General features: G+C 68.1%; 21 protein-coding genes. 13 read left to right on the top strand and 8 right to left on the bottom strand.

The annotated features are described in order from the left end of the window. The first annotated feature begins 270 nt into the window (after positions 1-270). The 3 genes from EO170_RS07025 (at position 271) to EO170_RS07035 (ending at position 4,577) form a co-directional block, all read left to right on the top strand. Entirely contained in the window at positions 271-1,536 is a 1,266-nt protein-coding gene (locus EO170_RS07025) for a cation:proton antiporter (protein ID WP_104582201.1), read from the top strand. Between the two features lie 343 nt (positions 1,537-1,879). Beyond that, entirely contained in the window at positions 1,880-2,476 is a 597-nt protein-coding gene (locus tag EO170_RS07030; protein WP_104581894.1) for a plasmid pRiA4b ORF-3 family protein, read from the top strand. Between the two features lie 268 nt (positions 2,477-2,744). Beyond that, positions 2,745-4,577, top strand: a complete 1,833-nt coding sequence (locus EO170_RS07035; RefSeq protein ID WP_126943625.1) for an ABC transporter ATP-binding protein — start codon at positions 2,745-2,747, stop codon at positions 4,575-4,577. 318 nt (positions 4,578-4,895) lie between these two features. Here EO170_RS07035 and EO170_RS07040 read toward each other — a convergent pair whose 3' ends face one another. After that, positions 4,896-6,701 carry a DUF885 domain-containing protein gene (locus EO170_RS07040; RefSeq protein ID WP_126943628.1) on the bottom strand — a complete coding sequence of 602 codons (1,806 nt, stop codon included), beginning with the start codon at positions 6,699-6,701 and terminating at the stop codon, positions 4,896-4,898. A gap of 97 nt (positions 6,702-6,798) precedes the next feature. Here EO170_RS07040 and EO170_RS07045 point away from each other — a divergent pair, with 97 nt between their 5' ends. Beyond that, a complete protein-coding gene (locus EO170_RS07045; protein ID WP_126943631.1) occupies positions 6,799-7,149 on the top strand; it encodes an aldehyde-activating protein in 351 nt (116 codons plus the stop codon). Continuing rightward, positions 7,146-7,949: a DUF4349 domain-containing protein gene (locus tag EO170_RS07050; protein ID WP_126943634.1), complete on the top strand. Its 804-nt coding sequence runs from the start codon at positions 7,146-7,148 to the stop codon at positions 7,947-7,949. The genes EO170_RS07045 and EO170_RS07050 overlap by 4 nt, the downstream gene beginning before the upstream one ends. A 202-nt stretch (positions 7,950-8,151) precedes the next feature. Here the strand turns inward: EO170_RS07050 and EO170_RS07055 are convergent, their stop codons facing one another. From EO170_RS07055 to EO170_RS07065, 3 genes are all read right to left on the bottom strand, one after another. Further along, the gene (locus EO170_RS07055; protein WP_104581898.1) at positions 8,152-8,445 is read right to left on the bottom strand and encodes a hypothetical protein; all 294 of its coding nucleotides are present in this window, start codon (positions 8,443-8,445) and stop codon (positions 8,152-8,154) included. Positions 8,446-8,535: 90 nt separating this feature from the next. Next, a complete protein-coding gene (locus EO170_RS07060) occupies positions 8,536-8,769 on the bottom strand; it encodes a hypothetical protein (protein WP_126943637.1) in 234 nt (77 codons plus the stop codon). Next, positions 8,770-9,762 (bottom strand): LysR substrate-binding domain-containing protein, encoded by a 993-nt coding sequence (locus EO170_RS07065; protein ID WP_126943640.1) that lies wholly within the window; start codon positions 9,760-9,762, stop codon positions 8,770-8,772. A gap of 170 nt (positions 9,763-9,932) precedes the next feature. Here EO170_RS07065 and EO170_RS07070 point away from each other — a divergent pair, with 170 nt between their 5' ends. Next, positions 9,933-10,820 carry a DMT family transporter gene (locus EO170_RS07070; RefSeq protein WP_104581901.1) on the top strand — a complete coding sequence of 296 codons (888 nt, stop codon included), beginning with the start codon at positions 9,933-9,935 and terminating at the stop codon, positions 10,818-10,820. A 46-nt stretch (positions 10,821-10,866) separates the two neighbouring features. Here EO170_RS07070 and EO170_RS07075 read toward each other — a convergent pair whose 3' ends face one another. From EO170_RS07075 to trxA, 3 genes are all read right to left on the bottom strand, one after another. Further along, a complete protein-coding gene (locus EO170_RS07075; protein ID WP_126943643.1) occupies positions 10,867-11,772 on the bottom strand; it encodes a peptidylprolyl isomerase in 906 nt (301 codons plus the stop codon). A 180-nt stretch (positions 11,773-11,952) separates the two neighbouring features. After that, entirely contained in the window at positions 11,953-12,402 is a 450-nt protein-coding gene (locus EO170_RS07080) for a DUF4442 domain-containing protein (protein ID WP_126943646.1), read from the bottom strand. Positions 12,403-12,523: 121 nt separating this feature from the next. Further along, entirely contained in the window at positions 12,524-13,381 is an 858-nt protein-coding gene (gene trxA / locus EO170_RS07085; protein WP_126943649.1) for a thioredoxin, read from the bottom strand. Between the two features lie 206 nt (positions 13,382-13,587). Between trxA and EO170_RS07090 the strand changes: the two genes are divergently transcribed. The 7 genes from EO170_RS07090 to EO170_RS07125 all read left to right on the top strand — a co-directional run bounded on the left by EO170_RS07090 (position 13,588) and on the right by EO170_RS07125 (position 21,671). Further along, positions 13,588-14,199 carry a DUF998 domain-containing protein gene (locus tag EO170_RS07090; RefSeq protein WP_104581902.1) on the top strand — a complete coding sequence of 204 codons (612 nt, stop codon included), beginning with the start codon at positions 13,588-13,590 and terminating at the stop codon, positions 14,197-14,199. Between the two features lie 72 nt (positions 14,200-14,271). Next, positions 14,272-16,914, top strand: coding sequence for a leucine--tRNA ligase (gene leuS / locus EO170_RS07095; protein WP_104648059.1), 2,643 nt, complete (start codon positions 14,272-14,274; stop codon positions 16,912-16,914). A gap of 404 nt (positions 16,915-17,318) precedes the next feature. After that, positions 17,319-17,960, top strand: coding sequence for an LPS assembly lipoprotein LptE (lptE, locus tag EO170_RS07105; protein ID WP_104648057.1), 642 nt, complete (start codon positions 17,319-17,321; stop codon positions 17,958-17,960). 185 nt (positions 17,961-18,145) lie between these two features. Continuing rightward, positions 18,146-19,174, top strand: coding sequence for a DNA polymerase III subunit delta (gene holA / locus EO170_RS07110; protein ID WP_126943656.1), 1,029 nt, complete (start codon positions 18,146-18,148; stop codon positions 19,172-19,174). A gap of 179 nt (positions 19,175-19,353) precedes the next feature. Continuing rightward, positions 19,354-20,076 (top strand): nicotinate-nucleotide adenylyltransferase, encoded by a 723-nt coding sequence (gene nadD / locus EO170_RS07115; protein ID WP_164740964.1) that lies wholly within the window; start codon positions 19,354-19,356, stop codon positions 20,074-20,076. A 57-nt stretch (positions 20,077-20,133) separates the two neighbouring features. Beyond that, on the top strand, positions 20,134-20,544 hold the full coding sequence (gene rsfS, locus EO170_RS07120; protein WP_024939731.1) for a ribosome silencing factor: 411 nt from the start codon (positions 20,134-20,136) through the stop codon (positions 20,542-20,544). Positions 20,545-20,555: 11 nt separating this feature from the next. Next, a complete protein-coding gene (locus EO170_RS07125) occupies positions 20,556-21,671 on the top strand; it encodes a J domain-containing protein (protein WP_126943662.1) in 1,116 nt (371 codons plus the stop codon). Positions 21,672-21,866: 195 nt separating this feature from the next. Here EO170_RS07125 and EO170_RS07130 read toward each other — a convergent pair whose 3' ends face one another. Next, positions 21,867-23,408, bottom strand: coding sequence for an alkaline phosphatase PhoX (locus tag EO170_RS07130; RefSeq protein ID WP_119128493.1), 1,542 nt, complete (start codon positions 23,406-23,408; stop codon positions 21,867-21,869). Positions 23,409-23,457 lie beyond the last annotated feature (49 nt).

Raw genomic sequence — 23,457 nt, forward strand, 5'->3', positions numbered from 1 at the left:
GGCCGGCCACCTGTGCTGCAGCGTCGGCGCCGTGCGCACCGATAGCCTGGCGGTGGGGCACCATCGGCGCCGCAGCCGCACACCGCGCATGGTCTGATCAGTGCGGACGCGTGCAACCGGGCTCGGCGCATGGGCCACGTCGTCCGGGCCAACCGTGACGATGACTCCAGCCTCGCTCCGCCAAGGCCTGCGTGCCAGCTGCACGATGGCTATCGCCCACCGACACGGCTCGTTATGATCCGCGCACTTCTCAGGGATGTCGCCGAACGCATGACCACTCCGCAGATGTCGGTGTACTTCTTCCTGCAGGCCGCCGCGATCCTGCTGGTCTGTCGTCTGGTGGGGCTGCTGGCCAGGCGGATCGGCCAGCCGCAGGTGGTGGGCGAGATGATCGCCGGGGTGATGCTGGGGCCGTCGCTGTTCGGCGTGCTGGCACCTGCGACGCAGGCAGCCTTGTTTCCCAGGCAGACCATGGATGTGCTGTACGTGTTCGCGCAGTTCGGCGTGGGCCTGTACATGTTCCTGGTCGGTACCGACTTCCGCGGTGACCATTTCCGCGCGCGCTATCGCAGTGCGATGAGCGTGTCGATGGCCGGCATCGCGGTACCGTTCGCGTTGGCCTTTGCCCTGTGCCCGTGGTTGATCAACGTCGGCGGCCTGTTTTCGGAAAAGGCCAAGTTGATGGAGGCCTCGCTGTTCCTGGGGGCGGCCATCGCGATCACCGCGTTCCCGATGCTGGCGCGCATCATCCACGAGCGCGGTCTGACCAATAGCCCGTTGGGCACGCTGGCACTGACTGCAGGTGCGTTCGACGATGCGGCGGCGTGGTGCATTCTTGCCGTGGTCCTGGCCAGCTTCGGCGGCAGTTGGGGCAGTGCCTATCTGGCCATCGGCGGCGGGGTGGCCTATGCATTGTTCATGATCTTTGTCGGCCGGCATCTGCTGCGCCGCCTGGACGCCTACGTGGTGCCGAACCAGCCGCTCGGCAACGGTGTGCTCGCGGTAGTGTTGATGCTGTTCTGCCTGAGCGCGTGGGCAATGGATGCGATCGGCATCCACGCCGTGTTTGGCGGCTTCCTGCTGGGCGTCTGCCTGCCCAGGGGGGCGTTGACCGAAAAACTGCGCGAGATGCTGCAGCCGTTCGTGGTGGTATTGCTGCTGCCGCTGTTCTTCACCTATTCCGGCCTCAAGACCCAGCTCAGCGTGCTGCTGCAGCCGCAGATCATGCTGGCAGGCGTGGCGATCCTGGCCGCGTCGTTCATCGGCAAGGGCGTGGCCTGCTGGGCCGCGGCGCGTGCCACCGGCGAGAACAACCGCGATGCGATGGCGATCGGCTCGCTGATGAATGCACGTGGCCTGATGGAGCTGATCATCATCAATATCGGCCTGCAGGCCGGGGTGATCGAACAAGGCCTGTTCTCGGTGCTGGTGCTGATGGCGATCCTCTCGACCCTGATGGCCACGCCGCTGTTCAACTGGATCATGCGGCGCCATCGCAACGTGACCGATGCGGTGCCGAGCCTGCAGCAGCGCTGAGGCGCTGCCATCGATTCCACCGATGCGGGCAGGCGCTGCTGTCGTCTGATGCCTGCGCCGCGATGGTGGTCGCATCCAGGCGCCCCGATGCCTGCTGCGATACAAGGCGCCCCGCGCGCTGGCATGCGCGGCGTCGCGCGGCTTGCGGGCATCCGTGCAGCATCCGGGCACCGTGCGGCGGCGGAGTCACCATCCCGGCGTATGTGGCCGGTCCGTTGCAGGTGCGTGCGCGCGCCTGCAGGACCGATAGCGGCAGGGTGCAGCTTGCGGCACCGGCGGCGCAGCGATGCAGCCAGTGGCGTGGCGCTGCATACTTGCAGCGCAAACAGGTAGCCAAGACACGATGAGCAAGGCCAAGAAGAAAGCTGCACAGCAGGCGGTGCCCGCACCTGCGCCGGTGTATCAGCTGCATGTTTCGCTGGTGGAGAGCGCGCCGTTGATCTGGCGCCGCGTGCTGGTGGCGGGGGCGCTGCGCCTGGCCACGCTGCATCGCGTGCTGCAACCGGTGATGGGCTGGCACGGCGCGCATCCGTACGAATTCGACCTGGGCGGCGGCCGCTATGGCGAGTCCGGGCTGGACGTGCCGGACCGCTCGCGGCTCAAGCACGCCGCGCGCGTCACCGTCGAAAGCGCGGTGGGCGAGCTGGAGCGCTTCGACTATTTCTATGGTGCCGGCGCCGGCTGGCAGCACCGCGTCCAGGTCGAGGCGATCCTGCCACCGGATGCGGGCTTGCGTGTGGCCCGTTGCGTGGACGGCGCCAACGCCTGCCCGCCGGAAAACAGCGAAGGGATCGACCACTACCAGGCATTGCTGCAGATCATCGCCGACCCGGATCATGCCCAGCATGTGCAGGAACTGGCCACCTTGGGCGGGCGCCTGGAGCCGGGCCATTTCGATCCGGCCGAGGTCAACCGCCTGCTCGCGCGTGTTCGTGAGTGAGCGTCACTGCGCAGGACGTTGGCCAGCGTGATCCCGACGCGCGCTGGTCAGCACGGTGCAGCCACCGGCTGACACCCCATGACCTGTGGTGGTCACCGGGCCATGCCTGGCGCAGGCAGCCGCAAGCGATGCAAGGGAGCCGGTTGTCCGGCGCATGCAGCGCATGCCTGGCTTGCGTCTGTGGATGCAGGCGCCGGCACCGGCGCCACTGCAGCTTGACGCGCGATCAGCTAGCCTGATCCCCCGGTTTTTCCCGAAAGTATCTGCGATGTTCCGCTGGTTCGAATCCCTGATCGATGTCTTCCCGCCCATCGAGCGGGACATGCCGCCACGTAGCGTGTGGCGGTTCTACCTGCATTACCTGCGTCCTTTGTGGCCGATCCTGCTGGCCACGCTGATCGCCGGATTGCTGCTGGCCCTGGTGGAAGTGGCGATGTTCGACTTCCTCGGGCGCATCGTCGACATGCTGGCCGAGCGACCGGGAGCGGACTTCTTCCGCCGGCATGCCGGCGAGTTGACCTGGATGGCGGCGATCACGCTGGTGGCGCGGCCATTGTTCACCGGCCTGCACAACCTGTTGGTCAACCAGGCGATCGTGCCGGGGCTGAGCAACCGCTCGCGCTGGCTGATGCACAACTACGTGGTGCGGCAGAGCCTGGGCTTCTTCAACAACGACTTCGCCGGCCGGATCGCCAACCGGGTGATGCAGACCGGGACCTCGCTGCGCGAATCGGCGGTGCAGATGGTCGATGCGCTCTGGTACATCGTGGTCTACACCGGCAGCGCGCTGTGGTTGTTTGCGCAGGCCGACCCGTGGCTGATGCTGCCGCTGCTGATCTGGCTGGTGGTGTACGTCGCGTTGATGGCGTTCTTCGTGCCGCGCATGAAGGCGCGCGCGTGGATCGCATCGGATGCGCGCTCCAAGGCCACCGGGCGCATCGTCGACGGCTACACCAATATCTCCACGTTGAAGCTGTTTGCTCACGCCGGCCGCGAACAGGCCTATGTGCGCGATGCGATCGACGAGCTGGCGGTGAAACATCGCGGGCAGACCCGCGTGACCACCACCATGGATACCGCCATTGCGGTGGCCAACGGCTTTCTGATCGTCGGTACGTGCGGGCTGGCGTTGTGGCTGTGGAGCCGCGGCCAGATCAGCGTGGGCGCGATCACGCTGGCGACCGGCCTGGTGATCCGCATCCACAACATGTCCGGCTGGATCATGTGGACGGTCAACGGCATCTTCGAAGACATCGGCAGCGTGCAGGACGGCATGCAGACCATCTCGCAGCCGGTGCTGGTGCAGGACGCGCCCGACGCAGTGCCGCTGCAGGTGACCCAGGGCCAGGTGCAGTTCGAGCACATCCATTTCCATTACGGCAAGCGCGGCGGGGTGATCGCCGGGCTGGATCTGCAAGTGCGTGCCGGCGAGAAGATCGGCCTGGTCGGCCCATCGGGTGCGGGCAAGTCGACCCTGGTCAACGTGTTGCTGCGTCTGTACGACCTGGAGCAGGGACGCATCCTCATCGATGGACAAGACATCGCCCAGGTCACCCAGGAAAGCCTGCGCGGGCAGATCGGCCTGGTGACCCAGGACACCTCGCTCTTGCACCGTTCGATCCGCGACAACCTGCTGTATGGCCGGCCGCAGGCCAGCGACGCGCAGATGCTGGAAGCGGTGCGCAAGGCGCGCGCGGAGAGCTTCATCGACACGCTGGTCGATGGCGAAGGCCGGCGCGGATACGATGCGTACGTGGGCGAGCGCGGGGTCAAGCTGTCGGGCGGTCAACGGCAGCGCATCGCCATCGCGCGGGTGCTGCTGAAGGATGCGCCGATCCTGATCCTGGACGAGGCCACCTCGGCGCTGGATTCGGAAGTGGAAGCGGCGATCCAGGACAGCCTGGACGCATTGATGGGCAACAAGACCGTCATCGCGATCGCGCACCGCCTGTCCACCATCGCGCGCATGGACCGGCTGGTGGTGATGGACGCCGGACGCATCGTCGAGACCGGCACGCATACGCAGCTGATCGCGCAGGGCGGGCTGTACGCACGCCTGTGGGCGCGGCAAACCGGCGGGTTCGTTGCGGCCGATGGGTGATGTGGTTCTCGAGTGGGTGGCGGAAATGTGCAGCCACGGCAGCAACGGCACTGGCAAACCCCTCTCCTGCGGGGCGCCAAGGCACGGCCTGCGCGCCACTGGCGCGCGTGGCCTGGAGTGCACGCGCTGCAAGCGCGGGCCGGGGCGCGGAGCGGGGGTTGGGGTGAGGGTACGGGCGAAGCCACTCGCCAGTTGGGCTGCACGAGGCTTCGCGCGCGCCCTCATCCGCCCCTGCGGGTCACCTTCTCCCGCGTGCGGGAGAAGGGACATGCATGAGCGCCGCAGTAACCGCTCTTCCTTGTGCGGGAGAAGCATCGGTCACTCGATCGGCTGATCCAGCATCAGCTCGCGTGCAAAGCGCACCGGCGGGGCGCCGTAGGACAGCATCTGGTCGTGGTATGCCTTCAGGTTGAACTTGTCGCCCAGCTTGTCCTGCACCGCCTTGCGCGTGTCCAGATGTTCCTGCACGCCGACGAAGTAAGTCGGCAGCTGCGCCGACGACAGCTGCGCGCGCACCCACTTGCCCGAGGCTTCGCTCTCCTGCTGGAAGGTGTCGTGGGTCATCAGGTGCATCGCCTTGTCGCGCTCCCAGCCGTCCACATGCACGCCCTGGTCGAGGATGGCGTTGGCGATGGTGCGCAGGTAGAACTTGAGCTGCACCAGGTGGAACAGTGGGTCGTTATCCAGATAGCCCTGTTCCTGCATCATGCGCTCGGTGTACACCGCCCAGCCTTCGGCGAACATGCCCGAGCGCAGCACCGCGCGCAGCGTGGAGGGGAACTTGGCCGAATGCCAGCCTTCCAGGTAATGGCCCGGGGTGCCTTCGTGGATGCTGAGCAGATGGATCATGCGGCTGTTGTATTCGCGCAGGAACGAATCGACCTGCTGGTCGTTCCAGTCGTCGGGAATCGGCGAGACCGCATAGAAGGTCTTGAGATTCTTGTCGAGCGGGCCGGGCGAATCGCAGTACGCCACCGCCACGCCGCGCTGGAATTCCGGCATCAGGATGATGTCCACCGGCGAATCGGGCAGCGTCATCAGATCCTTCTGGCGCACGAACTCGGTGGACTGCGCCAGTGCGGCCTTGGCCTCGTCCACCACCTTGTCGCGTGCCGGCTTGTCGGCATAGGCCAGTTCCAGCGCCGCCTCGATCGCGGCCTGCTGCTGGTCGTCGTTGGGCGTTTCGGGCAGTGCCGGTGCGCCGGGCTTGTCCTTGAGCACCGTGCGGGCGATGCCGTACATCTCGCTGCGCACGCGCTTGAGCTCGGACTCGGCGCGCTGCTTGATCTCGCCGCGCGACAGCGACGACAGCAGCGCGAATTTCAGCTTCTGATCGTAGAGTTGCGCACCGACGCGGAAATCGCCCTTGGCATTGGGCACCAGCACGGTCTCCAGCCAGGTCTGCTGCTCGGCCACGGCCTTGCGCAGAGCGTCGATGGCGGCCTGCGCGCGGGCCGCTTCGATCGGGCCGAGCTGGCCGATGTTGGGCGCTATGAAGGTGTCGACGATGCTGAGGATGCCCTTGTTCTGCTTGGCCACCGTTTCGGCATGGATCTTCGGCACGCGGGCCGGGTCCAGGTTTTCGCGCGCCTGCGCAAAGATGCCGGGAATCTTCTCCATGCGCTGCGTGGCCGAGGTCAGGCGCTCGGACAGCGGCGCGAAGTCGCGTGCCATCAGGCCATACAGCGCGCTGCCGGCCAGGCCGTTGTAGACCTGCGGGTCCCAGGCCCAGCTCTGCAGCACCTCGCTGTTCCAGATTTCCGATTGCAGCTGGTTGCGCAAGATGGCCGCATCGACCTGGTTCTCGCGCGACAGCTTGGCCACTTCGATGGCATCCAGGTCCGACAGCAATGCCTTGCCGGCATCCAGGCTGCGCTGGCGGCCGGCGCTGCTCAGATCGTCGATCTGCGTGTCGAAGCGGTGATCGCCGGTCTGGGTGGCGGTGACCGGCGACAGCTGCATCCAGGTGTCGAGCGCGCGCTTGGACAGCGCCGCAAAGCGGGCATCCGGCGTCTGCGCATCCTGGGCGCTGGCATCAGGGGTGCCGGCGCGCGGCGATTGGGGCTGTTGCTGGCAGGCGCCGAGGCCGGCGAGCAGGGCGAGGACGAGCAGACGTTGACGCATGGTGGATCCCGATGGAAGCAATCGGCCAGCATAGGCATGTGCGCGCTTGTCCGCATTCGCCATTGGTTTAGAGTGGCCGCTTCCAAGGAGGATCACCATGCACCACGCCGGTAGCTGTCATTGCGGACGCAGCGCGTTCGAGCTGGAAACCGCTGCGCCGATCACCGGGGCGTACCACGGCAATGGCCCGTTGGGCCGTGGCCATGGCGGCCTGCCGTGGTTCGGCACGCGCAGGCAATCACGCCTGCAGGGCGAGCCCCATGCGCTGGGGGCCTGGCGCATCGACCGGCAGCGGATCGAGCATCCCCACTGCCGGCAGTGCGGTAGTGCGCCCATCAGCGCGGGGATGCACCCCGGTGCCGGCGAGCCCGCCCTGGTGGTCAAGCTGCGCTGCGTGCCGGAGCTGGCCGCGCCGAGCATGCATGCGGTCGCCGGAGCCAGCCGATGAGGCGCGCGATGCAGCGGTATGCGGCCGGGTTGCTGCTGGGCTGGGCGCTGAGCGGATGTTCCAGGCAGTCGGCAGAGCTGGCGGAAGACGGCGGCGCTGCGGCACCGGCACCGCCGGCCGCGCAAGGCAACGCGCTGGCGTATGAGCACGATGTGCGGATCGAGTTGCCGGCCGATCAGATCGGCCAACGCATCGTGGCGGTTCGCACTGCCTGCCAGTCGGCGCAATTCGGTGACTGCGCGCTGCTGGCGGTCGAGCAGACCGGTGGCCGCGACCCCAGTGGCAGCGTCAGCGTGCGTGTGGTGCCCGACGGCATCGAGCCGCTGGTGCAACTGGCCGGCCAGCATGGCGATGTCGCCGCGCGCAGCACGCGTGCCGAGGATCTGGCGCAGCAGATCGCCGACACCGGTCTGGCGCAGGCGCGCCTGCAGAAAGAACACGCACGCCTGCTCGAACTGCAGCAACGCCGCGACCTGGTCGTGACCGATCTGCTGGCCCTGTCCAAGCGGCTGGCCGAGATCGAAGCCGAGGCGCAACAGGCCCAGCAGGACGCCGCGCAGCAGCAACGACGCGTGCGCACCCAGCTGCTGACGCTCAATTTCCGTGGGACCGGGGGCGAGCAGGGCAGGGGCGAAATCGCCGAGGCGGCCGCCGGGTTCGGCCAGGTCTTCGCATCCAGCGTGGCGTTCGTGATCCGCGCAGTGGCGGCGTTGCTGCCGGTGGCGGTGGTGGGGCTGATCGTTGGCTGGCTGCTGCTGCAGGCGTGGCGCTGGCGTGCGCGGCGGCGCCGGATGTCCTGATCGGCCGCGCGGCTGGCCGGCGATGCCGCACCAGCCTCGCATGTGTTGGAGACGCGCTCGTTTAGACAGTGACGCGAGGCGTTGCGCGCTCGCAGGTCACGCGCGGTGACGCCGTTCGTCTGCGATGGTTGCGCAGCGCCTCGGTGCACCATCGCCACACGCCGACTGCGCGCAAGGGCGGCGCAGTCGGTACGACGACCGATCAGCCTTCGTCGAATTCGTATTCGACAAACACATCCAGCCGCAGCGCCAGTTCCTGCACGGCGTCGCGCACCTTCTGCGCGGTGGCTTCGTTGCCGGCTTCCACTTCGAATTCGTGGCTGCCCGGACCTTCGTCGTCGGACAGGCCGGCCGAGCTGGAATCGTCATCGTCCAGGTGCGGCATCAGATCATCGACTTCTTCCACGTGCTCGATGCCTTCGATGCTCTGCAGCAGGTTGGCGATGGCACGCGCGTCGTCGTCGGTGCCGGTGATACGCATGCGAAGAGTGGGCATGGGAACGTCCTAGGGATTGGGGAGCTAAAGCCTAGGCACCGGCAGGACAAAACGAGGTGATGGTGTACGGCACTCGCGGCCTGCGCTCATTCACATCGGGCGGGTCGGCCGTCCAGCGTCGGGCCGCTGCCCGACATGCAGCAAAGGCTGGACTGCCGCGCGCAACATCGCCGGCAGGATGTAGTGACGATGCAGGCGATGGATCGCAGCCATGTGCAGGTGGCCGAACCGGTTGCAGCAGCAGACCTGCGTGGCCATCGTCAGCGCGATCGTGTGCGCGTCCACGCGGCGCCGCGCGGAAGCTGACGCATGCGCCCGCTCCAGTCACTCGTGTGCCGAGGCCTTGCGCGATCGCCGACGCACACGCGGCGCACTCGCCGTCTCGCGCGCCGGCAACGCCACCAGCTCCGCCGGCAGCGCCGGCATCGGGGTGCGCTCGTCCAGGGCCTCGCGCTTGAGCCAGTCGATAAACGCCATTGCCGCAGGTCCAGGCACGCGATGGCTGGGATGCACGATGTAGTAGGCGTAACGCGCCTTGAGGGTGGGGCCGGGCAGGCGCACCAGCTCGTAGCGCTGCAGATACGGTTGGGCGATGTGCTTGCGTGCCAGGACCGCGCCCAGGCCATAGACCGCCGCGCGCATGGCGTCGGTGCTGTCGTTGAAGGTGTGCATCGGCGGCAGCGTGGTGCCGCGCACCTGCGCGGCACGGAACCAGTCACGCCATCCCTGTGGCGACATGTCGCTCAGCAGCGGCAATTGCGCGATCTGCGCCGGCGTGCGCAGCGCGGCGACCTCCGGCAGCGACGGCGAAGCCACCGGAAACAGTTCGTCGTCCATCAGATGATGCGAGGTCAATCCGGGCCAGGCGCCCTGGCCATAGCGGATGCCCAGGTCGGGACCGCTTTCCTCGAAGCGCGAAAATGCCGCGTCCGACTGCAGGTCCATGCGGATATGCGGATGCGCGCGACAGAAGCGCGGCAGCCGCGGCAACAGCCAGCAGTACGACAGCGAGCGCAGGGTGGTCACACGCAACGGGATGGCGTCTTCGCGCGGATGCAGGTTGCCGGCCACCGAGGCGATGTCGGCCAGCGCAGCGGTAGCCGCATCGGCCAATTGGCGCCCCTCCGCGGTGAGCTTGACCCCGCGCGGCAAGCGCTGGAACAGGGTCACGCCCAGCAGCGCTTCGAGCTTGCGCACGTGATGACTGACCGCGCTGGCGGTCAGATGCAGTTCTTCGGCGGCATGCGCGAAGTTCTGGTGGCGCGCGGCGGCGGCGAACACGCCCAGCGCGGGCAACAGGGTGGGGCGCAGGTTCATCGAGGCATGAGTGAGATTTGTGGCTCGCCTCGATACTACGCGCTTGTCGCGCCTGCGGCTGCAACCGATGCTGCAGTACCCCATCGCGATGATCGTGCCATGTCCGTCTGTCTGCCTGATGTTGTCTTCTGCGGTTCCAGCACATCACGGCAGCCTGCGCAGGTGGGGCGATGAGCGCGCAACCGGCGCCGCAGCCGGGCGTTGCCACACGCGAATGGCGTACCCCGCTGGAGCTGGGGTTTCTCGGCATCGTCTGGGGCTGCTCGTTCCTGTTCATGCGCGTGGCCGCACCCAAGTTCGGCACCGTGGCGCTGGTGGAAATCCGCCTGGCGCTCGGGGCGTTGGTGCTGTTGCCGTTCCTGTGGCTGGCGCGGGCGCGGTTCCCGCTGCATCGCTGGCCGATGCTGGCGGCGATCGGCGTGCTCAATTCCGCGTTGCCGTTCCTGCTGTTCGCCTGGGGCGCGCAACACGCGCCGGCCGCGATCGGTGCGATCTGCAATGCGATGACGGTATTGTTCACCGCCTTGATCGCCTTCCTGTTCTTCGGCGAGAAGATCGGCACGCGGCGTGCGCTGGCCCTGCTGGTCGGCTTCATCGGCGTGCTGGTGCTGGCCACCGGCAAGTCGGCCGGGTTGAGCGTGGGCCCGGCGGCCCTGGCGGGTGCCACCGCGTCGCTGCTGTATGGCATCGGCTACAACCTGGTGAAGCGCCACATGGGCGACTTGCCGCCGGCCGCATCGGCCGCGTCCACGCTGGGCTGCAGTGCGCTGCTGCTGGCGCCGCTGGCCTGGTTGCAGTGGCCGACCACGCCGGTGCCAGCCGTGGCCTGGGCCTGCGCCACCGCGCTGGGCGTGGTGTGCACCGGGTTGGCGTTCCTGATGTATTACCGCCTGATCCAGCGCATCGGCCCGGCACGCGCCTCCACGGTGACCTACCTGGTACCGGTGTTCGGCGCATTGCTGGCCTGGTCGCTGCTGGGCGAGCCGTTGACCTGGACCATGCTGGTGGCCGCGGTGCTGATCCTGGGCAGTGTCGCCTTCAGCCAGCGCGCCCGCTGAAAACAAGCGCGCCCGCTTTTACGAATCCCGAATCCCCCATCCCGAACTAGCCAGCAGGCGGCGCCCGCACCGGCAACGGCACATTGCACAGATCGATATGCCCGGCCGGGCGCTTGTAGAAATCGTCCCTGCGATTGCGGCGCGCTTCGACCACATCGCGGAAGGTCTGGCTGTCGGTGTGCAGCAACTGCAGTGGCGTGCGTTCGGGCATGGGCACCTCGCTGGCCAGGCGAATGGCACGGATCGGCGAGCGTTGCGCGGGGTCTTCGTAGAAACCCATCGGGTCCGGCCCGCGCGGGATCACGCTGAGCAACTCCATGCCCTTGACCACGCGGCCGACCACGGTGATGTTGCGATCCAGCTGGCGCGGCGACTGCCCGGTGACCACATACAGCTCGGCGCCGATGCTGCTGTCTTCGTCGTTGTTGCGGCCTGCGCCCAGGGTGCCGTAGCAGTGGGCCAGCCAGGTCTTGCCGCTGGCGCTGTCGCGCCCGACCGGGAAGCCGTCGACAAAACCCACCTGCGCCGCCCAGCCATCGCTGTCGGGCAGGCGCTGGAAGTCCAGGCCTTGCGAGGTGCGTTCGAATTCGGCCGGCAGGTGCGTCTTGGCCGAGCCCAGCGACCTGGCCTTGGCCGGCGTCTCGCCATCCGGGTCGCCGAACTGCACCACGAAGTTGTCCTGCGAGCGATAGATGCTGAGACCGTCCCAGAAGCGTTCGTGCGCCAGCGTGCGGATGTTGCCCACGTGCGCGGGCGCGAACTGCGGCGCCAGCTCGATGATCACCCGTCCGCCATCCAGTTCCAGGTACAGCGTGCGCTCGGGGTCGAGCACGCGCCATGCGCTGGCCGGCGAGGCGTCCAGGATCTGTTGCGGGCTGCGATAGGCCGCGTTGGCGGCAGCGGGTAACACCAGGGCAAGCAGGCAGGCGGAAGCAACAGTGCGCAGCAGCATGAAGGCAGCCAGTCGGGAAGAAGCCTGATTCTTGACCAATGCGCGCAGGGGCGCAAAGTGCGGGTTCGCAACGCGCGCCATCGGCGACGTATGTGCCGTGAATGCCGGCCGACCCATGCCTGCCCGAAGAAGTCGGTGCCCAGCATGCGCCGGCGCTGCAATCGCGCGCCGGTCTGCCGGTCAGCGCGCCGGCTTGCGTTTGACGTAGAGCTGTTTGCGCACGCGTGCCACCACCTCGCCATCGCGGTTGTGCACGCTGTTTTCGAACCAACGCAGGTACTTCTCGCCAGTGGCGGTGGCATCGCGCAACTCGCCCAGCACGCTATCGTCGATGACGAAATCCGCGCTCACCGTGCCGCGCCCGGGTTTGACGAACTCGATGCTGCCGGCCTTGTCCCACACGTAGTAGTCGCGCCCCAGGTTCTGCATGGTCAGCAGCATCCAGAACGGGTCGGTCATCGCGAACAGGCTGCCGCCGAAATGGCTGCCGACGTAATTGCGATTCCACGGCCGCTGGCGCAACTCGACGCGGGCATGGCGATAGTCGGCCGACAACGCGGTGACGTGGATCCCGGCAAACAGGTACGGCGGCCACAGGTTGATACCGAGCTTGAACAGGGAAGCACGCATGCGGCCAGGGTCCATGGCGGGGGCGGACCCGTAGCATACCATTCGCATGCGTATGGAGCTTGTGTCGGTGATGGCAGCGCCCGGCCGGTCTGCAGACCGGGCGCCGTGGTGCCGGCGGCGCCTAGAACACCAGCGACGACATCTTGCGGCGGTAGCGGCCGACCAGGTCTTCGTCTTCGATCACCCGGAACGCATCGATCAGGCTACGCCGCGGCAGGTTGTCGTCGAAGCCGCGGTCCTGCCGCAGCATGTCCAGGAACTGCTCCAGCGCAGCTTCGTCATTGCCGTCGAGCAGGTGGCGCACGCCAAGCAGATGGCGCGCGCGCAGGTCGGCGCCGTTGGCGGCAACGGAGGCCTGCAGGGTGTCGGCGTCCGGCGCGTCCTTGAGCACATTGGCAAAGCCCAGCCGTGCCTTGGCGCGCACCGCACGGTCGTCGGTGGCCAGGTTGGCGGGCAGGGCGTCGATCAACTGCTCGGCCTCGGTGGTGTCGCCGGTCTTCAGCAGCGCCAGCGCCAGATCCAGCTTGAGTTCGTCCTTGTCCGGCTCGGCGGCGATCGCCTCGCGCAGCGCGGCAACCTGGTCCTGCGGTTCGAGCGGGGCCGGCGGCAGGTCTTCCACCACCTGCGCCTCGGCCGGCAGCACGCCGTGCTGGGTGAGGAAGTCGCGCACCTGGCCTTCCGGCATCGCACCCGGGAAGCCGTCGACCAGCTCGCCACCCTTGACCAGGAACACCGTCGGCACCGAGCGGATCTGGAACGCGGCGGCGATCTGCTGCTCCTTGTCCACATCGACCTTGGCCAGCTCGAAGGCGCCGTTGTAGTCGGCGGCGAGCTTTTCCAGGATCGGCGTCAACGACTTGCAGGGGCCGCACCAGGTAGCCCAGAAGTCCACCAGTACCGGTGTCGTCAACGATTTCTGCAGGACCTCGGTCTCGAAGGTGTCGGTGGTGGCATCGAATACGTGCGGCTTGTCGGACATGGGCTTCCAGAAGTGATTGCGGCAACAGTGGGAGGTAATGGTGGCAAACCGGGCCGACACAAGGCTGGCGGTGGCCAGGCGTGCCGGCGCGCGGTCGGCCGCCATGCTGCCGGCCGTCATGGCGGCAGGGGTTCACGCCAGGCGCGCCCGGCACGACAATGCCGCGTCCTGGCGGCGCAGCCTGCGCCCGGCGTTGGAGCAAGGCAATGACACGCATCGATGGCACCCAGCGCTACCTGGGCCTGGTCGCGGCAAGCGTATTCGTGCTGGCGGTGGCCGGCTTTGGCGTGGCGCTGCCCGGTTACCTGCAGGCCAGCCATCCGGTGGCCTTACTCGGTGCCAACGGGGTGCCGCATGCGTTGGGCTTCAACCTGCTGGCGTTCGTGCTGGTCGGCGCGCTCGGCATGGCCACCGGGGTCAGCCTGCTGGCGCGCATGCCGGCCAGGTCCAGTTGGAGCCTGCGGGTGGGCGGGCAGTTGATCGTGCTGGCCGGGCTGGCCTTTGTCGGCATGGGTGCGCTGCCGCTGGATCCCACCGATCTGGACGGGCGCGCCAGCCAGGCCCATGCCACGGCCTGGCTGCTGTGGGCGGTGGCCTTCGTGCCCGGCATGCTGTTGCTCGCCGCCGCGCTGCTCAACCAATCCAATACCCGCCTCCTGGCGTGGCTTAGCCTGGCGGCGGGGCTGCTGGTGGCGGTGCTGGCGTTCGGCCCGCCGGGCCTGCTGCGGCAGGCGATCGCCCAGCGCCTGGCGTTCCTGGCCTGGGTCGGCTGGCTGGCCGTGGCGGCCTGGCGCTGGCCGGCCAGAGCCGCCGGCTGAGGCGAGCGTTTGGAGCACCTGCTGCACTGCGGTACCCTGTGCCGCTTTGCACCGCCCGAGCATCCGCTCCCAATGTCCACCGTCGAACCGAACGCCTACGACCCGCAGCAGGTCGAAACCTCCGCCCAGCAGTTCTGGGATGCCACCCGCGCCTTCCAGGTCGACGAAACTTCGGACAAACCGAAGTTCTATTGCCTGTCGATGCTGCCGTACCCGTCCGGTGCGCTGCACATGGGCCATGTGCGCAACTACACCATCTCCGATGTGGTCAGCCGCTACAAGCGCATGACCGGCCACAACGTGCTGCAGCCGATGGGCTGGGATGCGTTCGGATTGCCGGCGGAAAACGCGGCGATCAAGAACAAGACCGCGCCGGCCAAGTGGACCTACGCCAACATCGACCACATGCGCGGCCAGCTCAAGTCGCTGGGCTATGCGATCGACTGGTCGCGCGAGTTCGCCACCTGCACGCCCGAGTACTACGTGCACGAGCAGCGCATGTTCACCCGGCTGATGCGCAAGGGCCTGGCCTACCGCCGCAACGCGGTGGTGAACTGGGACCCGATCGACCAGACCGTGCTGGCCAACGAGCAGGTCATCGACGGCCGCGGCTGGCGCTCCGGCGCGCTGGTGGAAAAACGCGAGATTCCGCAGTGGTTCCTGCGCATCACCGATTACGCGCAGGAACTGCTCGACGGCCTGGACCAGCTGGAGGGTTGGCCGGACTCGGTCAAGACCATGCAGCGCAACTGGATCGGCCGCTCGGAAGGGCTGGAGATCCAGTTCGACGTGCGCGACACCGACGGCACCGCGCTGGATCCGCTGCGCGTGTTCACCACCCGCCCGGACACGCTGATGGGCGTGACCTTCGTGTCGATCGCCGCCGAGCATCCGCTGGCGTTGCATGCGGCCAGGTCCAATCCGGAACTGGCGGCGCTGCTGGAAACGCTCAAGCACGGCGGCGTCTCCGAAGCCGAGCTGGAAACCCAGGAAAAACGCGGCATGGCCACGGGCCTGACCGCGGTGCATCCGATCAGCGGCGAGCAGGTGCCGGTGTGGGTGGCCAACTTCGTGCTGATGGGCTACGGCACCGGCGCGGTGATGGCGGTACCGGGCCACGACCAGCGCGATTTCGAGTTCGCCAACAAGTACGCGCTGCCGATCGTGCAGGTGGTCAAGCTGCGCGAGCCGCGCAACGAAGAAGAGCAAACCTGGGATGCCACCCAGTGGCGCGACTGGTACACCGACAAAAGCCGCCCGCTGGAGCTGATCAATTCGGCCGAGTTCGACGGCCTGGATTTCGGCGGCGCCTTCGAGGCATTGGCCGAGCGCTTCGAGCGCAAGGGCCAGGGCCAGCGTCGGGTCAACTACCGCCTGCGCGACTGGGGCGTGAGCCGCCAGCGCTACTGGGGCTGCCCGATCCCGGTGATCTACTGCGCCAAGTGCGGCGCGGTGCCGGTGCCGGAAGACCAGTTGCCGGTGGTGCTGCCGGAAAACGTGGAATTTTCCGGCACCGGGTCGCCGATCAAGACCGACCCGACCTGGCGCCAGACCACCTGCCCGGACTGTGGCGGCCCGGCCGAGCGCGAGACCGACACCTTCGACACCTTCATGGAGTCGAGCTGGTACGTGGCGCGCTACACCAGCCCCAACGCGCGCGACATGGTCGATCGCCGTGCCAACTACTGGATGCCGGCCGACCTGTACGTGGGCGGCATCGAGCACGCGATCCTGCACCTGATGTACTTCCGCTTCTATCACAAGCTCATGCGCGACGCGCGGCTGGTGGACAGCGACGAGCCGGTGACCAACCTGCTCACCCAGGGCATGGTCATCGCCGACACCTTCTACCGCGATGCCGACAACGGCGGCAAGGACTGGATCAATCCGGCCGACGTGGAGATCCAGCGCGACGAGCGCGGCCGCGTCACCGGCGCGGTACTGATCGCCGATGGCCAGCCGGTGCACATCGGCGGCACCGAGAAGATGTCCAAGTCCAAGAACAACGGCGTGGACCCGCAGTCGATGGTGGCCAAGTACGGCGCCGACACCGTGCGGCTGTTCTCGATGTTCGCCGCACCGCCGGAGCAGTCGCTGGAATGGAACGAGGCCGGCGTCGATGGCATGGCGCGCTTCATGCGCCGGCTGTGGGTGCAGGTGCACAAGCATGTGGGCGAGGGTGCCGCCGCTGCACTGGATGCTGCCGCGCTGAACGCCGAGCAGAAGGCGATCCGCCGCAAGACCCACGAAACCATCGGCAAGGTGGACGACGACTACGGCCGCCGCCACAGCTTCAACACCGCCATTGCCGCGGTGATGGAACTGTCCAACGCGCTGGCCAAGTTCGACGATGCCAGCGCGCAGGGGCGTGCAGTGCGCCAGGAAGCCCTGGAAGCGATGGTGCTGCTGCTCAACCCGATCACCCCGCACGCCAGCCACGCCCTGTGGCAGGTGCTGGGCCGCGACGAGACGCTGCTGGAAGATGTCGCGTTTCCGCAGGTCGATGCCGCCGCGCTGGTGCGCGACGCGCTGACCCTGGCGGTGCAGATCAACGGCAAGCTGCGCGGTACCATCGAGGTCGCTGCCGATGCCGGACGCGAGCAGATCGAAGCACTGGCCCAGGCCGAGCCGAACGCGGCCAAGTTCCTGGAAGGGCTGAGCGTGCGCAAGATCATCATCGTGCCGGGCAAGATCGTGAATATCGTGGCGGGTTGATCGTCGCTGATCGGCTAGGTCGCCATTGCCGGTTCGGGCAGTGTCCCGGAGCGACGCGGTGCGAGGTCGCTGCGGCGTTGTCGGCAACGTGGTGCACTGGCGCGTGCTGTTGCGCGGGTCGGGGTGCTGCAGGGGGTCTCTGCGATTGACTGCACTGGTGCGTCGCGACGCATGGGTGATGTTTCCGCGATGGTTCCTGGTCCTTCATTTCAGTCGCGCTTGGCGACGTGCAGGCGAGATTGCCGGGGTGGCTTCTGGTCGTTCACTGCACCTGCGCGTGGCAACGCGTTTTTCATTCCTGGGCGCGGCGTTTTTTCGCGGCGTCCTCTCAAGCCCCGTTCACGCGGTGTCGGGCAGGCTAGCCGCCTGTTGCCGCCGCCGGGGCGCTCATCCAGACTGTGCCCATGATTCGATTCCCTACTGCCTTCGCTGCGTCCCTCGTGCTCGTCTCGAGCCTCACCGCCTGCGGCTTCCATCTGCGCAACTCGCTGGCGCTGCCGCCGGATACGCCCGCGGTGAAGGTGCAGTCCGCGGTGCAGTACAGCGAGCTGGCCAAGCTGCTGCGGCGTGGCCTCAAGGCTGCCGGCGCCACCCTGGCCGACGAAGATGCCAAGACCGGCTTCGCGCAGGTGCAGGTGTTGTCCGAGCGTTGGGGCGATCTGCCGATCGCCATCGACAGCCAGGGCCGTGCGCAGGAATACAGCCTGCGCTACGCCGCCATCTTCACCGTCACCACCGCCAACGGCTCGGTGCTGGTGCCGCAGCAGGTGATCGAGCTGTCGCGCGACTACGTGTCGCCACCGGTGGACGCCACCGGTACCGCGACCGAGCGCGAGATCCTCGCCGACGAATTGCGCAAGGACATGTCCGCCTCGATCCTGCGCCGTATCGACAGCGTGGTGCGCGCCCGCGTGCAGCGTGGCGAAAGCCTGGAAAGCACGCCGAGCGCGCCGCTGCCGCCGGCCGCCACGCCGCCCGTGCAGCCGTCCACGCCGGAATCGAGCGTGCCGGCGTCGCTGCCGCCAGCGTCCTCGTCCAATAACTGAGCAGCCGGTGATCAGCCCGTCCGCGCATTTGCCGGGCAACCGCGCCCGGTGTCCGGAACTGGCGTGCGCCAGGCGCATGTCGCGCTTGCCGCGCGCTGACCATGCCGCGACGGCCGCCGCCGACGCGGCATGGTCGGTGACGGTCCAGTCGCGCGTGTTCTCGTAGTCATGGAACTTCCGTAGTCATGGAACTTCGTCCAGAACAGCTGGCCGGCCAGTCCAACCAACCGTTGCAGCCGGTGTACCTGATCGCCGGCCCGGAAACCTTGCGGGTGCTGGAAGCGGCCGATGCGGTGCGCGCACGGGCGCGTGCCGAAGGCATCAGCGAGCGCGAGGTCTTCGATGCCGACGGGCGGGAGTTCGACTGGAACCAGCTGGATGCGACCTTCAACGCGCCCAGCCTGTTCAGTCCGCGCCGGCTGGTGGAAGTGCGCCTGCCCAGCGGCAAGCCGGGCAAGGACGGCGCCGAGGTCATCACCCGCTTCTGCGCCAACCCGCCGCCGGATGTGGTGCTGTTGATCACCGCCAACGACTGGAGCAAGGCGCACCAGGGCAAGTGGGCCGACGCGGTCGGCCGCATCGGCACCATTGCGGTGGCCTGGGCGATCAAGCCGCACGAGCTCTCCGACTGGATCGAGCGCCGCCTGCGCAGCCACGGCCTGCGTGCGGACGCTGCCGCCGTGCAGCGCCTGAGCGAGCGGGTGGAAGGCAACCTGCTGGCCGCTGCACAGGAAATCGACAAGCTGGTGCTGCTGGCCGATGGCAAGGTGCTGGACCTAGAGGCGATGGAATCGCTGGTCGCCGATGCCGCGCGCTTCGACGTGTTCCGCCTGGCCGAAACCACGTTTTCCGGGCAACCGGCCGCAGTGATCCGCATGCTGGCCGGCCTGCGCGCCGAAGGCGAGGCGGTGGCCGCACTCATGCCGATCCTGATCAAGGAATTGCTGCGTACCGCGGCCCTGGCCAAAGTGCAGGCCAACGGCGGCAACCTCGCTGCCGAAATGAAGGCGCAGGGCCTGTGGGAATCGCGCCAGGCACCGTTCAAGCGCGCGCTGCAGCGGCACCCCGAGCCACGTCGCTGGGAGCGCTTCGTCGCCGAAGCCTCGCGGGTCGACCGCATGGCCAAGGGCCGCGCCGACGGCGACCCCTGGGTCGGCCTGGAACGCCTGCTGGTGGCCGTGGCCGAAGCCCGCGCGGTGAGATTGCTGGTGTGAACGCCGGCGATGCCGCCCCCGGAGACCGCGCCTGCGTCGAGGATGCGCGCCCCGTCTGCCCACGCAGCGCAGCCCCCGGCCAGGCCACAGCTGCGGCCACCCCCGGCAGCGCGGCCCACACCTCGCCGCCTACCAACGCCCAGCCGGCAGCGCCGAACCCGCGCTCTTCCGATTCCCCAATCCCGACTCCCGATTCCCGGCCTCACCCCGATTCCCCAATCCCGACTTCCGACTCCCGGCTCCACCTCTACTACGGCGGCACCTTCGATCCAATCCACCTGGGCCACCTCGCCATCGCCTGCGCCGCGCGCGACGAGATGGGCGCGCGGGTGCATCTGGTACCGGCCGCCGACCCACCGCACCGCCCCGCGCCCGGCGCCACCGCTGCGCAGCGCGCCCGCATGCTGGAGCTGGCGCTGGCCGACACACCCGGGCTGGTGCTGGACACCCGCGAACTGCGCCGCGCCGGCCAGGGGGGCGCGCCGTCCTACACCGTCGATACCTTGCGCGAACTACGCGCCGAACTCGGCCCCACGACACCGATCGCCTGGCTGCTCGGTGCCGATGCCTTCGTCGGGCTGGGCAGCTGGCATCACTGGCAGGCCTTGTTCGAACTGGCGCATTTCGTCGTCGCCGAGCGTCCAGGCGCACCGCTGGATCTGGACCAGGCGCCACAGCTTGCCCAGGCGGTGCAGGGCAGGTGGACTGCCAGCGCCAGCGAACTGGGCACTGCCCCGGCCGGCCGCCTGTGGCGGTTGCATCAGCCGTTGCGCGGCGAATCGGCCAGCGCCGTGCGCGCGCGCATCGCCGGCGGCAGCGACTGGCAGGCGCTGGTGCCGGCGTCGGTGGCGGCCTTCATCGTGCACGAAGGCCTGTACCGCGATGCGCTGCCGACTCGCTGAACACGCAGCCGGCCGGACCGGCCTATAATTCACGCCAATTCCATCGAGTTACCCGCTTTGACCACCCAAGCCCAAGTCATCAAGACCTCCATCCCGAATCCGCCGCCGTCCGTGCCGGCCCTGCTGGCCACCGTGCGCGAGGCCGTGGAGGAGCTGAAAGCCAAGGACGTGGTCGAGATCGATGTGCGCGGCAAGTCCAGCGTCTGCGATTACATGGTGGTCGCCTCGGGTACCTCGACCCGCCATGTGAAGTCGATCGCCGAAGAAGTGGTCAAGTTCGCCAAGCGGCTGGACGTGATGCCGCTGGGCGTGGAAGGCGAGCGCGAGGCCGAGTGGGTCTTGGTGGACCTGGGCGATGTGGTGGTGCATGTGATGCTGCCGCGCGTGCGTGAGTTCTATGCACTGGAGCGCCTGTGGACAGTGGGCGACCAGCGTCCGGACGACGCGGACGCCGACCCCGAAGAGTGAGTGGGCCGGGCATGCCGCGCAATGCCCGACCCCCGACCGATGCGCCTGCCGCGCAGGCGCTGCAACAACTGCGCAGCCAGGCCGGGCAACCGTCCGGCGCGCCGCTGTCGCCGGCACGCAAGCGCTTCGACCGCCTGCTGCGCGACCTGGAAAGGTATCGCGCCGACCTGCAGGCCTGGCACCTCGCGCGTTCGCAATGGCGCGAGCGTTACCACACCCAATTGCAGCCCTTGCTCGACCAGCGCCGCGCGGCCGACATTGCGCTGGTCGAAGCGCTCGACCGCGCGCATGCCACGGTCAAGCTGGGCAAGGCCGATCGCGCCTTCCTGTCCGAGTTGCTGTGCGACATCGCCGCCCCGCTGATCGAGGCCGGCCACGAGGCACTACGCCCGATCTACGATCGCCACAGCGCCGTCGGTTACGACCGGGAGGTGGCCGAATCCGATGCGCTGATGAAGCAGATCCTCGGCCAGGCCTACGGACTGGATGCCGACGAGCTGGATGGTATCGAGTCGCCCGAGGAGCTCTACGAGCGCGTCAGCGAGCGTCTGCAGCAGCAGCGCGCGCAACACCAGCAACGCGGTACGCAGCGGCGCAAGCGTGCCGAGAAGCAGGCGGCGGGGGAGAATGCCGAGCCGCCGCCGGTGCGCGAGCTGTATCGCAAGCTGGCCGGCAATCTGCATCCGGACCGCGCCAGGGACGCCAACGACCACGCTGCGCGCACCATCCTGATGCAGCGGCTCAATGCGGCCTACAAGGCCGGCGATCTGCTGGGCCTGCTCGAACTGCAGGCCGAGATCGGCCTGATGGACGCACGAGGCGTGGACGCGATGAGCGCCGCGCGCCTGCAGGACTACAACCGCGAACTTGACCGGCAGTGCAGGCAGTTGCAGCAGCAGCTGCAGCAGCAGTCGGACGAGTTTTGCGCCGAATACGGGCTGGAGCTGGCAGCGCGACCCAAGCCCGAGCGACTGGGCCGGTTGATGGCCCAGCTCAAGCGCGAGCTCGAAGGCGACCTGATGGAGGCGCACCGGGGCTTGCGCGAGCTGGAAGATCCGCAATCGCTCAAGCGCTGGTTGAAGCTGCAGCGCGCCATGTCCGACGCGCCCGACGCGCCCTGGTTCTGACCACGGTTCCGGGTCGTGGTCCGGCTGCGCACGCGCCACTGCGGGTGCGTGCGCGTGCTGTGCGCAGCCTCGGTTGGACATGCTGCCAGTCATGCAGGCCAGGCGCCTGCATGCATGGATTCGGCCGGTGACAGGGGCGCTGCCGAACGGCTGATCCGTTCGGCAGCAGGGGCGGGCCGGCGTGCGGGCACGGGCTTACAACGGCCCGCGCTCCCACGGCCCGGTGATCGCCAGCGTGATGCCAGGCGTCTGGATGTTGACGAACAAGGTGCGCGCCAGCGGGTCCCAGCAGGCGCCGCAGAACTCGGTATCGCGGTAATCGCCTTCAGCGATGGTCTTGCCGGCATCGGCGATCTGCTGCGAGGTGAGCTGCACGTTGTTCTTGGCCAGGTAGAACGATTCGCCGCCGCGGGTCAGCCCGAGCAGCCGCGCGCCGGGGCCGTAGTCGTCCGGGCTCTCGCCGCCGTCTTCGCACAGCACCACGCCGCCGCGCGCGCTGACGGTGACGTTGTCCGGGTTGTGCGCGGCCAGCTGATTGCCGCTGACGAACAGTGCACTCAGGCGCTGGGTGAACAGGTCCAGCACCCACACCGCACCATTGCCGTAACCGCGCCGGCCCTGCGCATCCACGCCGGTGCTGGTGTCGACGATGAAGAGTTTGCCGTAGCTGTACCAGATGCCTTCGCCGCGGCTCATACGTAGCGCCCCGTCTGCCCAGGCCTGCGCAAACGGTCCGCTCAGGGTGTCGTTGGCGCCGATGTCGGCAAAACCGGCGGGCGCGGCGATGCTGTCCAGATCCGGTTCGTCGATATCCACCCATTCCAGCTGGAACTGCTGGCCGATGCTAGCCACGGTGAGGTCGGCGTTGCGACGTCCGCGCACGCGCGCGGCCTGCAGGCGGCCGCCGTTTTCCAGCGAGCCATTCCGCCCACGGCGGTCATTGGGAATGAAGCGATACAGGCCGGCCTTGTTGCGGTCGTCCTCGGTGAGATAGACGATGCCGGTGCGCGGATCGATCGCCACCGCCTCATGGCTGAAGCGGCCCAGTCCGACCAGCGGCCGGCCGGTGGTGCGCTGGCTGTCCGGGTCCACTTCAAACACGTAGCCGTGCTTGCGGCCGGTGCTGGACACCGCATTGGTCTTGATCTCTTCGCAGCTCAGCCAGGTGCCCCATGGCGTCGGGCCGCCGGCGCAGTTGACCAGCGTACCGCCCAGGCTCGGCTCCAGGCTGCCCCAGCCGCGGCGGCCGTAACTCAGGGTGGTGGTGCCGCCGCCGGCCAGCTGGGTGCCGCTGACGAGGCCGGTGTCGTACATCGCCGGTGCGCGGAACGGCGTGGCCGCACCGCGTTCGTGGTTGCGGATCAGCACGTATTCCAGGCCGCGCAGCGGATCGCTGCCCGGGCGCCAGTCCGGCCGACGCAGGCCGACCACGGCCATGCCGTCATGGCGGTCGGGGCAGGGCTGCCCATCGTCCATGCGATCGCCGCTCCAGCCGAACGAGCGGTAGCTGAAACCGCGCGGCAACTGCAGTAACGGCAGCCCGGTGCTCTGGTCGGCGACCGGCGCGAGCGGGCCATAGCGGCTGGGCACCGGTGCCAGTTGCAGCGGCGGCGAGGCGCTGTTGGCGGCCTGGGCCTGGCGCGATTGCAGCGCGCTCAAACTGCCAAGCGCACCGGCGGCCATCACGGCAGCGCTGCCCTTGAGCACCTGGCGGCGGGCGGGATCGAAAATCGGCATCGAACGACTCCTGCGGGCTGGGTAGTGCGCCGACGCTAGAAGCCCGCTG

Origin of the sequence: Xanthomonas sp. BRIP62409 (genome assembly GCF_003992965.1) — a bacterium.
GTDB lineage: Bacteria > Pseudomonadota > Gammaproteobacteria > Xanthomonadales > Xanthomonadaceae > Xanthomonas > Xanthomonas euroxanthea.

Excerpts from the sequence above, each read along its gene's own strand:
- EO170_RS07025 (WP_104582201.1), top strand. The coding sequence starts at position 271 with ATGACCACTCCGCAGATGTCGGTGTACTTCTTCCTGCAGGCCGCCGCG.
- EO170_RS07065 (WP_126943640.1), bottom strand. The coding sequence starts at position 9,762 with ATGAACCTGCGCCCCACCCTGTTGCCCGCGCTGGGCGTGTTCGCCGCC.
- lptE (WP_104648057.1), top strand. The coding sequence starts at position 17,319 with ATGATTCGATTCCCTACTGCCTTCGCTGCGTCCCTCGTGCTCGTCTCG.
- trxA (WP_126943649.1), bottom strand. The coding sequence starts at position 13,381 with ATGTCCGACAAGCCGCACGTATTCGATGCCACCACCGACACCTTCGAG.
- leuS (WP_104648059.1), top strand. The coding sequence starts at position 14,272 with ATGTCCACCGTCGAACCGAACGCCTACGACCCGCAGCAGGTCGAAACC.
- EO170_RS07035 (WP_126943625.1), top strand. The coding sequence starts at position 2,745 with ATGTTCCGCTGGTTCGAATCCCTGATCGATGTCTTCCCGCCCATCGAG.
- EO170_RS07125 (WP_126943662.1), top strand. The coding sequence starts at position 20,556 with ATGCCGCGCAATGCCCGACCCCCGACCGATGCGCCTGCCGCGCAGGCG.
- EO170_RS07055 (WP_104581898.1), bottom strand. The coding sequence starts at position 8,445 with ATGCCCACTCTTCGCATGCGTATCACCGGCACCGACGACGACGCGCGT.
- EO170_RS07080 (WP_126943646.1), bottom strand. The coding sequence starts at position 12,402 with ATGCGTGCTTCCCTGTTCAAGCTCGGTATCAACCTGTGGCCGCCGTAC.
- EO170_RS07030 (WP_104581894.1), top strand. The coding sequence starts at position 1,880 with ATGAGCAAGGCCAAGAAGAAAGCTGCACAGCAGGCGGTGCCCGCACCT.
- EO170_RS07130 (WP_119128493.1), bottom strand. The coding sequence starts at position 23,408 with ATGCCGATTTTCGATCCCGCCCGCCGCCAGGTGCTCAAGGGCAGCGCT.
- EO170_RS07040 (WP_126943628.1), bottom strand. The coding sequence starts at position 6,701 with ATGCGTCAACGTCTGCTCGTCCTCGCCCTGCTCGCCGGCCTCGGCGCC.
- EO170_RS07050 (WP_126943634.1), top strand. The coding sequence starts at position 7,146 with ATGAGGCGCGCGATGCAGCGGTATGCGGCCGGGTTGCTGCTGGGCTGG.
- holA (WP_126943656.1), top strand. The coding sequence starts at position 18,146 with ATGGAACTTCGTCCAGAACAGCTGGCCGGCCAGTCCAACCAACCGTTG.
- EO170_RS07045 (WP_126943631.1), top strand. The coding sequence starts at position 6,799 with ATGCACCACGCCGGTAGCTGTCATTGCGGACGCAGCGCGTTCGAGCTG.
- EO170_RS07070 (WP_104581901.1), top strand. The coding sequence starts at position 9,933 with ATGAGCGCGCAACCGGCGCCGCAGCCGGGCGTTGCCACACGCGAATGG.
- EO170_RS07090 (WP_104581902.1), top strand. The coding sequence starts at position 13,588 with ATGACACGCATCGATGGCACCCAGCGCTACCTGGGCCTGGTCGCGGCA.
- EO170_RS07075 (WP_126943643.1), bottom strand. The coding sequence starts at position 11,772 with ATGCTGCTGCGCACTGTTGCTTCCGCCTGCCTGCTTGCCCTGGTGTTA.